Here is a 13,046-nt window from a genome sequence, read left to right as displayed (position 1 = left end):
GGCCCATCAGCGCACGCTGCATAAGCTGTTGTTGCCCGGTTGCAGATAGGGCGTAAGAATCGGCGCCATGCCCTTGAGTACCTGTACCGGCAACGCCGAAGTGAACTTGAAACCCTGGGCCGAAGCGCCGGGGACGAAGGCGGTCAGCGTGCCGAAATGATGCTCGCCGATGTAGAACACGAAGGTCGCCGTGCGGTTGATCGCCTTGGAGCTGAGGATCCGCCCACCGGCGCCGATGGCTTCGATCCGGTTGTCGCCGGTACCGGTCTTGCCGCCCATGGCCAAAGGCGTACCGTCCGCCAGTTTGAAACTGCCGGACACGCGTCGTGCAGTGCCCGCGTCCACCACCTGGGACAGCGCCCCCTTGAGTGCCGTGGCCACCTCGGAAGGCATCACGCGCTTGCCGCGATTGGGGTCGTTGACCAAGCGGGTTTCGTACGGGGTGTCGGCGGCAAAGCGCAGGCTGTCGATACGCAGGGTGGGCTGGCGCACGCCATCGTTGAGGATGATCCCCACCAGTTCCGCCAGGGCCGCCGGGCGGTCGCCGGAGCTGCCGATGGCCGTGGCAAGCGACGGCACCAGATGGTCGAAGGGGTAGCCGACTTTTTGCCAGCGCTGGTGAATATCGAGGAACGCTTCGATCTCCAGCATGGTGCGGATGCGGCTGTCGCGGGCACTCTTGTGGCGGCTCTTGAACAGCCAGCTGTAAACCTCCTGGCGCTCGTGTTCACTGGCGGCGGTGGCCTGGGTGAAGGTGGCGTCGGGGTTGTTCAGCAGGTAGCCCATCAGCCACAGGTCCAGCGGGTGAACCTTGGCGATATAGCCTTGGTCAGGCAGGTCGTAGGCGCCGGGGCCGTAATTCTGGTAGAGCTTTTCGAGGCGCTCGTCGGTGAGTTTTTCAGGGCTTTTGACGCTGCTCAAGTGCGAGCGGACGAAGCTGTTGAAACTCGCCTGGCTGGCGTTGGGCAGCAGGTAGCGGTGTACGGCGGCCAGGCGAATGGCGGTGGGGTGCATGCCATCGAGGAAAGTATCGAGGCGCGCCTGGGTATCTTTGTTGCGGTACTTTTTCCAGAACTTGAGCAGGAACGTAGTGCCCTCGCGGTCGGCAAACTGGGCCAGGTATTCCTGGCGGCGCGGGTCGTTGTCGTCCTTGAGCAACTCGGCGCTGTTGTTCGGGCCCTGGTAGGTGGTGTAGCGCACCAGGTCGCGCATCAAGCGAATGAACGGCAGGTTGATGGACTCGCGCAGGGCCTCGATCAAGGTGGGATTGCGGCCGTTGTCCTGGCTGCGGAAGTTGTGGAAGTGGTGCATGCCGCCGCCGGTGAAAAAACCTTCGCCGGTGTTGGCCGAGTATTGGCGATTGAGGGCGGCGTCGAGCATGGCCGGCAGGTTGCGGTCGCTGTTCTGGATCAGGTAATCGAGGGCCCAGCGGGTGATGCGGTCCTGGTCGTCCACCGGAATCTTGCGCAACTGGGCAGCCGGCATCGCGCCGTATTTGTCGTGCAGCTCGCTGACGATTTGCAGGTAGGTGGTCATCACCCGCAGCTTGGCGGTTGAACCCAGTTCCAGCTTGCTGCCTTCGTTGATGTCGAATGGCTGGTCGGTGCTGTCGGTTTGCACGCGCACGCGGGCACCGTCGGGTGTCATCTCGTAGAGGTTGAAACTGTAGCGAACCTGAGCGGTGCTGGCGGGCGTCAGCAGCGTGGGCCCGAGCAGGCCGATCTGCGCGGCGAAGGCGGGGTCGGCGAGTTGCTTGAGGTACGTGCTGGCCTGGCTTTGCAGGTCGGCTTGCAAGGTGCTCGTGGCAGAGAGATCGAGTCGGTCGAGGTCGTACAGCGGCTGGTTGAGCAGGGCGGCCAGGCGAGTGCGGGCGACGCTGATGCCCTTGTTGGTTTCGATTGGCTGGATCGTCGGTTGTTGCTGCCAGTCACGGTAGGTGACTTTGCTGGCGAGGGCTGCGCTGGCCAGCGCCGGGTCGATCACGTTGTTTTGTGCGAGCAGGCGGATGTGGCTGTCGGTGAGGTCCGCCAGTTCCTTGTGGCCCTTGGACAGATAGTGAGACGGGCGACGCTGGGCGATCATCAGCGACAGCACCTCGCGCAACGCCAGACCCTTTTGCGGCAGCTGTTTGGGGTCGGTGCCGATGAGCAGCGCGTTTGTCTGGTTGAAGTCGGCGCCGTACCACACGCGCAAGCCTTCGGCCATGCCGTGCACTTCGCCATGGCCGGGTACCGCCGACAGGGGCACGCTGTTGAGGTAGTCGCGCACGATGTCCTGGCGAGCGGCAAGGGTTTGCGGGCCGTCCTGATATGCGCGCACGCTGGCAGAAATCATCTGGCGGATTTTCTCGCCGCCGGACAGGGTCAGGCCGTCGGGCGAGTGGCGGTATTTTTCCAGCTGCGTGGCCAGGGTACTGCCGCCTGCCGTCTGGCCGGGCAGGTGCAAAAGCTTCGCCACCTGGGACCAGGCGGCCTTGGCAAAGCGCGGCCAATCCACGGCCGGGTTGAGTTGCGGGTTTTTCGGGTCCAGCAGGTCGCGGTCTTCGATAAACAGCAGGCTGCTGACCACCACCGGCGGGATCGCCGCAAAGCTTGGGTAGAACTGTTGTGGATACGTGAACTGATACAGCGGCGCGGCGCGGCAATCGGTGATGGTCAGGCCGGCCTGGATCTTTTCCGGGTAGGGCACGAACAGGCCGCGCTGGGCGTAGGCCATCAGGTCGGGGGAGAAGCGCGCTTGAGCCTGGATCAGGTAGTCACGCTTGATCAAGCGCGGCAGGAACTCGCCGAGGGCGCTGTAGCCCAGGCGCTTGTCAAAGGGCCCGGCGCCAGGGTAAACCCGCGCATCGCTGGGGCCCGAATGCATTTGGTAGGTGAGGGTTGAGGCAATGTCGGAGAAGGTTTTGGCCTGCAACCTTGAAGTGCGCATTTCCCGCAGGGCGGCAAAGCCCAGGGCGATCAGCGCAATCAGCAGCACCAGCCAGAACAGCCGCCACCACAACCGTCGGCGGGGAGGAGGGCTTTGTGGCAACGGCTGTTCATCCGGGCTATCGGTGGATACCGCAGCCTTGGTCGAAGCGTTTTGCCATAAAGCGCCCATAGTCGATTGATCCATTTACGTAGATTGATCGGACTTGGTTGAAGCTTAGACGGTGGTGGGCGAGTGGGGGGGATTTGTGAGTGTGATGCTGTTTGTGGCGAGGGGGCTTGTCCCCCGTTGGGCTGCGCAGCAGCCCCAAAACCTGCCATGAAGATCTTCCTGAAGAAATGCGGTGTGTTTACTGGGGCTGCTGCGCAGCCCAACGGGGGGCAAGCCCCCTCGCCACAGACAAGCCCTCTCCACACAGGAAAAATCAGAGCCAGGCTGCGTCCCATAGTGGGTAGTCACCAATATGTTCGACCAGGCCCGCTCGCAGAGGATTGGCGATGATGTAGCGGGCAATTTTGCGAAGGTCTTCATCGCTACGCACTGCTCGGTCATGGTAGCCAAGTTGCCAGAATCGTTCTTTGCTGCCGCGTGCGCGATTAATGGTGAGGGTGCTGCGGGATTTGGTACGTCCCACAGCCTGCGACAACGTTGTGCCTTGCAGCTCAAATAGCCAATGAAAGTGATCAGGCATGACGACCCATGCCAGAGAGTCGACCATTCCCAATTCATGGGTCTTCCTGAATTCTGCTACCAGTAGTCTTCCCAAATGGAAGTCTTTGAACAGGGGTTGCCGGTTGTGAACCACGGCGGTAATCAGATAAGGACGGCCAGATTCTGAATGTCGACCACGGCGTAACAGATGAGAGTTGGGTTGATGAAGCATTCCTTTGCTCCTTGAGGGGAAGTAGTCAATTGACGTTAGCAGCTGCTGTGGAGTGCTCTCTTGCAGTTCAGTGTCGGCGTGTTTCTCGAAGGTAGATTTGTGGCGAGCGGGCTTGTCTGTGGCGAGGGGGCTTGTCCCCCGTTGGGCTGCGCAGCAGCCCCAGTAAAGACACCGCATTTTCTGGATAGAACTTATGGCAGGTTTTGGGGCTGCTACGCAGCCCAACGGGGGACAAGCCCCCTCGCCACAGACAAGCCCGCTCGTCACAGATAACCCCGCCACATAACCCCAAACCGTCGAGCTAGAGCCTCCCCCACCCGTAAACCCGCCAAAGGTAGGGGCATGACGCTGCACCATTACCGTGCAATACTCGCCGCCGTTTGGTGGCGATGATTCCTACGCTAACCAGGTGATGCTCCTCCGCAAAAGGCGCCTTTACCGAGAGTTCCCGCTGAATCTTGCCGTTTATAGAGTGAAAACCCCTGGGTTTAGCTTTTTATACTGCACCCCCGCTGATCTGGCCCGGCCAGACCGTTTTACCCAAAAGGTGATCCGGCAACGGTACGCCATGGCAGACCCGCCATGACGCCCCGGACTCGGTGGCTCATATCCAATAACAAGACGAGGTTGTATCCCTATGCCAGCTGGCAATCATCTGCCCCACGGCGAGACCGCTCAGGGCGGTCCGCTGAAACGCGAACTCGGCGAACGGCATATTCGCCTGATGGCCCTCGGTGCATGCATCGGCGTCGGCCTGTTCCTAGGCTCGGCCAAGGCCATTGAAATGGCCGGCCCGGCGATCATGCTGTCGTACATCATCGGCGGCCTGGCGATCCTGGTGATCATGCGCGCCCTCGGCGAGATGGCCGTGCACAACCCGGTGGCCGGTTCGTTCAGCCGCTACGCCCAGGATTACCTCGGCCCGCTGGCGGGCTTTCTCACCGGCTGGAACTATTGGTTCCTGTGGCTGGTGACCTGCGTGGCAGAAATCACGGCCGTCGCCGTGTACATGGGCGTGTGGTTCCCCGATACACCCCGCTGGATCTGGGCCCTGGCAGCACTGATCAGCATGGGCACCATCAACCTGATCGCGGTCAAGGCCTTCGGTGAGTTCGAGTTCTGGTTCGCGCTGATCAAGATCGTCACCATCATCGCCATGGTGATCGGCGGCGTCGGCATCATCGCGTTCGGCTTTGGCAACGATGGCGTGGCCCTGGGCATTTCCAACCTGTGGACCCACGGCGGCTTTATGCCCAATGGCGTGCAGGGTGTGTTGATGTCCCTGCAGATGGTGATGTTCGCCTACCTGGGCGTGGAGATGATCGGCCTCACCGCCGGTGAAGCGAAGAACCCGCAGAAGACCATCCCGAGTGCCATCGGCTCGGTGTTCTGGCGCATCCTGCTGTTCTACGTCGGTGCGTTGTTCGTGATCCTGTCGATCTACCCGTGGAACGAAATCGGCACCCAGGGCAGCCCGTTCGTGATGACCTTCGAGCGCCTGGGTATCAAGACCGCCGCCGGCATCATCAACTTCGTGGTGATCACCGCAGCGTTGTCGTCGTGCAACGGCGGTATCTTCAGCACCGGGCGCATGCTCTACAGCCTGGCGCAGAACGGCCAGGCCCCGGCCACGTTCGGTACCACCTCAAGCAACGGCGTGCCGCGCAAGGCGCTGCTGCTGTCGATCTTCGTGCTGTTGCTGGGCGTGCTGCTCAACTACATGGTTCCGGAAAAAGTCTTCGTCTGGGTCACTTCCATCGCCACCTTCGGCGCGATCTGGACCTGGCTGATGATCCTCCTGGCCCAGCTCAAGTTCCGCAAGAACCTGACCCAGGCCGAACGTGACGGCCTTAAATACCGCATGTGGCTGTACCCGGTCAGCTCCTACCTGGCCTTGGCGTTCCTGGTGCTGGTGGTGGGCCTGATGGCGTACTTCCCGGACACCCGTGTGGCGCTCTACGTGGGGCCGGTGTTCCTGGTGCTGCTGACGGTGTTGTTCTACGTGTTCAAGTTGCAGCCGACTCAAGCGGCGGCACGCACCGCGAGCTGAGTTTCCTGCGCTCAACAAAAAGCCCCTTACGGGGCTTTTTGTTTTTCAGGCGGTGGCAACGCGCGCCGGTTGCGTGAGCCGCTTGTTCAAGTCCAGCCAGGCCCCCAGCAACGCCATCAACCCGGCGCCTACCAGTGCGGTGAAAATCTGCATGGCGAAGGCATCGCCGGTGATCGCATTGATCATGTCTGCCAGTGGCGCCAGCAGCACCCCCAGGCAGAACACTTCCAGGGAGTAGCGCCCCATACGGCAGGTTTGTCGGGCCAGCCAGTTCTGCGTCCATTCGCGGCCAGGCAGCAGCTTGGCGGTGACATAGGCCAGGGCCAGGAAGTGCAGCAAACGCACGGGCGACAGGTCGGTCTTGCTGATGGGGTACAGCAGGTCACTGAGCGCCGACGGCATCAGCGCGTCGTGGATTTCCGGCCAGCGCCACGAGAGCGTGAGAACCCCCGCCACCAGCGCATACACCGCCGCAGCGACGAACAATGGCTGACGCAACAGGCGCCGAGTCTCGACAGGGCGGGGTTGCCCGGCATGAATCGCCGCCGCGCCGCCCAGCACAAACAGCAACTGCCAGGTCACCGGGTTGAAGTACCACACGCCGTCGGCAATCGCCGCCAGGTTCCAGCCCAGGTGCGGGGCCAGCAAGTACACCGCCAGCGAAACAGCCACCACCGCCGAGGTCTTGCGCAACAGCAGCGGCAACACCAGCGGCAGGCAACCCAGCAGCACGATGTACAGCGGCAACGGGTCCATCAGGTTGGGTTTGAAGCGCAGCAACAGTTCATCCACCAGGGCTTGCTGGGGATGAGTGACGAAGTGCGTCAGGCCCATCTCTTCAACGAGGTCGCGGGTTTCCACATGGCTGTTGGCGAAGAACACGATGCCCATCAGCATCGCCAGCAGGAAGATGTGCACCACGTACAGCACCCAGGTGCGCCGCCAGATCTTCACGCAGGCGATCAGATAACCGTCGCGCTGCAGGATCTTGCCGTAGGCCAGCACGGCCGCATAACCGGCCAGGAACACGAAGACTTCCGCCGCGTCGCTGAAACCGAAGTTGCGCAAGGTTATCTGGCCCAGAGGGTTGTGGGGCACGTGATCCCAGAAAATAAAGATCAACGCCAGGCCCCGAAAAAAATCGATGCGCGGGTCGCGTCCGTTCAACATGGCAGCGGGCTCTTGAACAAGGGGTTTAGTAATGACAAGTGGACGACGGCTTCAGTCGAGCCGTACGTCGGGCGGGCGCAGGTTGGCGGTATTTGTAAGCAATTGCAAAGCTGAGTTTTTTGCTGAATGTCTCATCGCTTTGTTTAAACGTCGATGACCACCAGCGTGCCTTGGCTGCCGGCGAGTACCGCGTGGGCGATGCCGGCTTCAACCAGGTACATCTGACCGGCGCCGACGTCGATGGCCTCCTCGCCAATAGACAGGCGCAAAAGACCGTCGATCACCAACAGCCCTTCGTTGTAGTCGTGGGTTTCTTCTTCATAAGCCTGTGCATCCATGCGCAGCACCTTGATCCGCGCCGGGCCGACCTGGCCCACGCGGGTGGATTTCCAGGTGTCCGGCAGTTGGGCGGCAAGGGCGGTGAAGTCGAGTAACGGCATGGTGAAGCTCCTTGTTTCAACGATGCCGTTCGGTGGTCCGGTTCAGCGGGGTTGTTCAGTGCGGGCTCAGGCCGCGGCGATTTCATTCGGCTCAAAACTATCGGCCCGTGCCATCTGCCACATGCGCGAATAAAACTCGCCGTTCACTTCGCCGGTGAGCAATTCGCCAGGTTTCAGGAATACATGCAACTGCGAGAACAGCTTGATCTCGGTGGCCGACATGCGCCGCACCAGGTGCTTGGCCGACAGTTGTGAAGGGTGGTCGAGACCGGCGGCAGCGAGCATTTCTGCCAGGGCCTTCAACGTGTTGCGGTGGAAGTTGAACACGCGCTGGGCCTTGTCCGGCACCACCAGTGCGCGCTGGCGCAACGGGTCCTGGGTGGCTACCCCGGTGGGGCATTTGTTGGTGTGGCAGCTTTGCGACTGGATACAGCCGATGGCGAACATGAAGCCCCGCGCCGAGTTGGCCCAGTCGGCACCGATGGCCAGGACGCTGGCGATGTCGAACGCGCTGACGATCTTGCCGCTGGCGCCGAGCTTGATCTTGTCCCGCAGGTTCAAGCCCACCAGGGTGTTGTGCACGAACAACAAGCCTTCACGCAGCGGCACGCCGATGTGGTCGGTGAACTCCACCGGCGCGGCGCCGGTGCCGCCTTCCTTGCCGTCCACCACGATAAAGTCCGGGAGGATGCCGGTTTCGAGCATGGCCTTGGCGATGCCCATGAATTCCCACGGGTGGCCCAGGCAGAACTTGAAGCCCACCGGTTTGCCGCCCGACAGTTCACGCAGCTGGGCGATGAAGTGCATCATTTCGATGGGAGTGGAAAACGCGCTGTGGCGCGACGGCGAGATGCAGTCCTCGCCCATCATGATGCCGCGGGTGTCGGCGATTTCCTGGGTCACCTTGTGCTTGGGCAGGATCCCGCCGTGGCCCGGTTTGGCGCCCTGGCTCATCTTGATTTCGATCATCCGCACTTGCGGGTTCTGCGCCTGCACGGCGAAGCGTTCCGGGTCGAAAAGGCCGGCGCTGGTGCGGCAGCCGAAGTAGCCGCTGCCGAGCTCCCAGGTCAGGTCGCCGCCGTTTTCCCGGTGATAGGGGCTGATGCTGCCTTCACCGGTGTCATGGGCGAAGTTGCCGAGCTTGGCCCCCTGGTTGAGCGCGCGAATCGCGTTGGCGCTCAGCGAACCGAAGCTCATGGCCGAGATGTTGAACACCGAGGCCGAGTAGGGCTGCTTGCATTGCGGGCCGCCGACGATCACGCGAAACGCGCTGGGATCGCTCAGCGGCGCGGGGCGCATGGAGTGGCCGATAAACTCAAAGCCCGACTGGTAAACGTCGATCAGCGTGCCGAAGGGTTTGTCGGCACTTTCATTCTTGGCGCGGGAATAGACCAGCGAGCGCTGGGCCCGGGAGAAGGGCAGGGCGTCGCTGTCGGATTCCAGCAGGTACTGGCGGATTTCCGGACGGATGCCTTCCACCAGGTAACGGATATTGCCCAGAATCGGGTAGTTGCGGCGCACCGCGTGGGGGCTTTGCAGCAGGTCGAAAATGCCGATCAGGCTAAGGATGCCGGTGACCACGGCGATCGGCCACAGCCATTCGTGTTCGATAAACGGCATGCTGGCGAGGGTGAAAATGACGCAGACGGCAAAGAACGCGTAACGGCTTAACAAGGACAGGCTCATACAGGGTTCCTTAGTTTTTATCCTGTAGGAGCGAGCTTGCTCGCGAAGGTCGTTAACGATAGCGCGGTTGTCTGGATGACCGCGGTGCATTGACGTTTTTCGCGAGCAAGCTCGCTCCTACAGGGCTCGATCAGGCGTTTTGCGCCTGCAGAAAAATCGAGAACAGCTCCGACTGGGATTTGATCCCTAGCTTGCTGTACATGTGTTTCTTATGGACTTTCACGGTTTCAACAGAGATTTCCAGCTTACGAGCGATTTCCTTGCTGGAGCAACCACTGAGCATCAAACGGCCCACATCCAGCTCCCGCGCGGTGAGTTGCGCGCCCCAGCCATCGTTGTGGATCGGCTGCTCCGGAGCGCTCACCTGGTTGAGTTCATGGGGCAGGCGCTGGCGCAGCAAGCCCAGTACCCACGGTTGAATCAGCGACAGCAGGGCAATCTGCTGTGGGTCAAAGCGCTGTTTGGAGCCCAGGGACAGGCATAGCGTTCGCCCGTCCGGTTGCTGGCAATTGAACTGGATTTCATCGGCCACCACGTTCAACCGGAAGTAGCGCTGGTAATACTCGGTCAGCTCGAAATGCTCCGGGGCCACTTCGGCCAGGCGAAACAGTCCGGTGCGCGAGTGTTCGCGGCTGGCGATGTAGAAGGGATCGAGCAGGTATAGACCGTTGAGGTAATCCTGGAACAGATGGTCGGGTTCGCCGTCCTGGCCCGGGCATTCGGCGAACACCAGGGGTTTGTGCTCGCTGCTGAACAGCAACACCACCCAACTGTCGAACGGCACATATTGGTCCAGCAACCGGACCAGCTGCGTCCAGAAATTCGGCTGGTCCAGGGCGTCTATCATCTGCCCCACCGAACGGTGCCAGGCGATGTCTTCCAGCGACAATGTCATGCATCTACCCCCATAGGGTTAACCCGGCTGCGTGATTTCCCGAGTGTTCGCGGCTGCGCATACTGCGCCACAGATAAAGAACAAGGAATAACCATGAAGGTCGAATTTGCCCAGCTGGCAGGCCGCGATAACGGCACAGCTTACAACCTTGAGCGCGCGTTGGCGGCAATTGCTGCGTGTGCGGCGGATACCCAATTGGTCGTATTCCCGGAAACCCACCTGATGGGCTTCCCGACCGCCGGCACCGTGGCCGAGGTGGCCGAGCCGGTGGACGGCCCGACCGTGCAGGCGATTATCCAGGCCGCCCGTGCGCGCAATATCGCCGTGGTGATCGGCATGGCCGAGAGCGACGCGGGCCAATTCTATAACACCACCTTGATGATCACTCCGGACGGCATCGCCCTGCGCTATCGCAAGACCCACCTGTGGGCCTCGGACCGCGGCGTCTTCACCCCGGGTGACCGCTACGCCACCTGCGTGTGGAACGGCGTGCGCGTGGGCATGCTGATTTGCTACGACATCGAATTCCCGGAAACCGCCCGGGCCCTGGCGCAGTTGGGCGCTGAAGTGTTGATCGTCACCAACGGCAACATGGACCCGTACGGCCCCACCCACCGCACTGCGATCATGGCCCGCGCCCAGGAAAACCAGGCGTTCGCGCTGATGGTCAACCGAGTGGAAGAGGGCGATGACGGCCTGATGTTCGCCGGTGGCAGTGCGCTGGTCGACCCGTTCGGCAGCTTGCTGTTTGAAGCCGGGCGTGGGGAAGGGCAGTTCAGCGTTGAACTGGACCTGGGGCAACTGGCGGCGGCGCGACAGGACTATCGCTACCTGGATGACCAGCGCTTGAAATTGCCGGGGGAGGTGATTGAGCGCGAGGACGGGACGCGGGAATTGTTGATCCCCAAACCCTGACACGGGTCTCGTGGCAAGGATGCTGTTGTGGCGAGGGGGCTTGTCCCCCGTTGGAGTGCGAAGCGCTCCCGCTTTTTCTGGGGCCGCTTCGCAGCCCAACGGGGGACAAGCCCCCTCGCCACAGAAGCTGCATTTCACCAAAAAGCTGCTTCAACCATAAAAATTATTGCGTTCGCTGCACCGACTTCAGTTCTGCCATAAATCTAATAATTGCGCGGAGAATCGCTCATGGCTCGTTTGCAACGCACCCTGTCGTTAGGGTCGGTGGTGCTGTTTGGCATCGCCTATATGACACCGATCATTGTCCTGGGCACCTTCGGTATCCTGGCGCAATCCACCGCCGGCATGGTCCCGGCCGCTTACCTGGCCGCCCTGGTGGCGATGTTCTTCACCGCCATGAGCTACGGCCGCATGGCCTCGGCGTTTCCGGTGGCTGGGTCCGCCTACAGCTATGTGCGCAAGGCCATCAGCCCCAAGCTCGGGTTTATCGCCGGTTGGGCGGTGTTGCTCGACTACCTGTTCCTGCCCATGGCCATCTGGCTGATCGGCGCGGCCTACCTGCATTCGGCCTTCCCGGCCGTGCCGCAATGGGTCTGGGTACTGGCGTTTATCGGGGTCACCAGTGTGATCAACATCATCGGCCTGAAACTCGCCAACGGCATCAACGCCTTGCTGATGCTGGTGCAGTTCCTGGTGCTGGTCGCCTTCGTCGCGCTGTGCATCCACTACATCGGCGGTGATGCGAGCAAGCCGCTGTGGACCATCACCCCGTTCTTCAACGGCCAGATGCAAATGCCGTTGATCATGAGCGGCGCGGCGATCGCCTGCTATTCGTTCCTGGGCTTTGACGCGGTCAGCACCCTGACCGAAGAAACCCGCGACCCGCGCCGCACGATTCCCCGGGCGATCATGCTGATCACCCTGATCGGCGGGCTGATCTTCGTCGGTGTGTCGTACTTCGTGCAGATCGCCCACCCATCGTTCGAGTTCACCGACGTGGATTCTGCCGCCTACGAGATTGCCCGCAACATTGGCGGCGACCTGTTTGTGTCGATCTTCCTGATCGGCCTGATCGTCGGCCAGTTCGCCTCGGGGCTGTCGGCGCAGGCCAGTGGTTCGCGGTTGCTGTTTGCGATGGGGCGCGACGGGGTGTTGCCCAAGTCGTTCTTCGGTACCTTGCACGCGCGCTTCGGTACGCCGGTCAACAGCATCCTGCTGTGCGCGGTGGTTGCGTTACTGGCGTTGAGACTGGACGTCACCACCTCCACCTCGTTCATCAACTTCGGTGCGTTCCTGGCTTTCAGCCTGGTGAACCTGTCGGTGATCTTCCACTACTGGATCGGTGCCAAGCAGCGCGGTTTGCGGGAGTTGGTGCTGTTCCTGGTGTTCCCGACCATCGGCCTGATGGCGGATTTGTGGTTGATGGTCAGCCTTGATCACCTGGCGATTTACCTGGGCCTGAGCTGGTTGGCGATTGGCCTGCTGTACCTGGGTTTCCTGACGCGGGGCTTCTCCCGGCAGCCCCCGGAAATGGACTTCCAGGAAGCCGCATAGAAGCTCGGGGTCTATTCTTATTGCAATCGGTTCTCGTTTGGGTGCATCATTTGTGTTACTGTATAACACTTGATGTTCACCCAGACGCCCCGGAGGCCTTATGAAACCTGGTATCCACCCCGACTACCGCACCGTGTTGTTCCATGACACCGCCGCCGACGTTTTCTTCCTGATCGGTTCCACCGTGGAAACCGACCGTACGCAACAACACAGCGACGGCAACACTTACCCCTACGTACTCCTGGACGTGTCCAGTGCCTCGCACCCGGTGTACACCGGCCAACAGCGCAAGACCCAGTCCGAAGGCCGCATCGCCGGCTTCAACAAGCGATTTGCGTCGTTTGGTTCGGCCGGTAAAACCGCCGAGGCGTGATGCACCGCGCGTTACCTCAGGGCCGCTTCATTCAATGAAGTGGCCCTTTTTTATACCTATCTGACGAAGTGATATCGCAAGGCCATCACTGCAAAGAAAAACCGACTAAACTGCTGGGTAATGGCCAGGAGGCTGTTACCTTGACCGTAGGA

At 61.3% G+C, this 13,046-nt stretch carries 10 protein-coding genes; 4 read left to right on the top strand and 6 right to left on the bottom strand.

Annotated features, from left to right (window positions below):
- Positions 1 to 6 precede the first annotated feature (6 nt).
- Together HX815_RS02225 and HX815_RS02220 are read right to left on the bottom strand one after the other, a co-directional pair.
- Positions 7 to 3,099, bottom strand: coding sequence for a transglycosylase domain-containing protein (locus tag HX815_RS02225; RefSeq protein WP_177027758.1), 3,093 nt, complete (start codon positions 3,097 to 3,099; stop codon positions 7 to 9).
- A 253-nt stretch (positions 3,100 to 3,352) separates the two neighbouring features.
- Positions 3,353 to 3,811 (bottom strand): transposase, encoded by a 459-nt coding sequence (locus HX815_RS02220; protein ID WP_032899435.1) that lies wholly within the window; start codon positions 3,809 to 3,811, stop codon positions 3,353 to 3,355.
- Between the two features lie 637 nt (positions 3,812 to 4,448).
- Between HX815_RS02220 and HX815_RS02215 the strand changes: the two genes are divergently transcribed.
- Positions 4,449 to 5,861 carry an amino acid permease gene (locus tag HX815_RS02215; RefSeq protein WP_177027757.1) on the top strand — a complete coding sequence of 471 codons (1,413 nt, stop codon included), beginning with the start codon at positions 4,449 to 4,451 and terminating at the stop codon, positions 5,859 to 5,861.
- A gap of 45 nt (positions 5,862 to 5,906) precedes the next feature.
- On the opposite strand, the gene HX815_RS02210 is transcribed toward HX815_RS02215, so the two are convergent.
- The 4 genes from HX815_RS02210 to HX815_RS02195 all read right to left on the bottom strand — a co-directional run bounded on the left by HX815_RS02210 (position 5,907) and on the right by HX815_RS02195 (position 10,052).
- Complete coding sequence (locus HX815_RS02210) at positions 5,907 to 7,031, bottom strand: OpgC family protein (RefSeq protein WP_177027756.1); 1,125 nt, start codon at positions 7,029 to 7,031, stop codon at positions 5,907 to 5,909.
- Between the two features lie 143 nt (positions 7,032 to 7,174).
- On the bottom strand, positions 7,175 to 7,471 hold the full coding sequence (locus HX815_RS02205; protein WP_177027755.1) for a cupin domain-containing protein: 297 nt from the start codon (positions 7,469 to 7,471) through the stop codon (positions 7,175 to 7,177).
- A 66-nt stretch (positions 7,472 to 7,537) separates the two neighbouring features.
- Positions 7,538 to 9,157 carry an FMN-binding glutamate synthase family protein gene (locus HX815_RS02200; RefSeq protein ID WP_003216444.1) on the bottom strand — a complete coding sequence of 540 codons (1,620 nt, stop codon included), beginning with the start codon at positions 9,155 to 9,157 and terminating at the stop codon, positions 7,538 to 7,540.
- 130 nt (positions 9,158 to 9,287) lie between these two features.
- Positions 9,288 to 10,052, bottom strand: a complete 765-nt coding sequence (locus HX815_RS02195) for a LuxR C-terminal-related transcriptional regulator (RefSeq protein ID WP_003216446.1) — start codon at positions 10,050 to 10,052, stop codon at positions 9,288 to 9,290.
- 93 nt (positions 10,053 to 10,145) lie between these two features.
- Between HX815_RS02195 and HX815_RS02190 the strand changes: the two genes are divergently transcribed.
- The 3 genes from HX815_RS02190 to HX815_RS02180 all read left to right on the top strand — a co-directional run bounded on the left by HX815_RS02190 (position 10,146) and on the right by HX815_RS02180 (position 12,894).
- Positions 10,146 to 10,967 (top strand): carbon-nitrogen hydrolase family protein, encoded by an 822-nt coding sequence (locus HX815_RS02190; RefSeq protein ID WP_177027754.1) that lies wholly within the window; start codon positions 10,146 to 10,148, stop codon positions 10,965 to 10,967.
- Between the two features lie 228 nt (positions 10,968 to 11,195).
- Entirely contained in the window at positions 11,196 to 12,521 is a 1,326-nt protein-coding gene (locus HX815_RS02185; RefSeq protein WP_177027753.1) for an APC family permease, read from the top strand.
- A gap of 100 nt (positions 12,522 to 12,621) precedes the next feature.
- The gene (locus HX815_RS02180; protein ID WP_003216453.1) at positions 12,622 to 12,894 is read left to right on the top strand and encodes a type B 50S ribosomal protein L31; all 273 of its coding nucleotides are present in this window, start codon (positions 12,622 to 12,624) and stop codon (positions 12,892 to 12,894) included.
- Positions 12,895 to 13,046: the final 152 nt, after the last annotated feature.

Origin of the sequence: Pseudomonas sp. E6002 (genome assembly GCF_013385565.1) — a bacterium.
Lineage (GTDB): Bacteria > Pseudomonadota > Gammaproteobacteria > Pseudomonadales > Pseudomonadaceae > Aquipseudomonas.
Note: the sequence above shows the minus strand (reverse complement) of the source record. Positions and strands in the feature narration are given on the sequence as shown.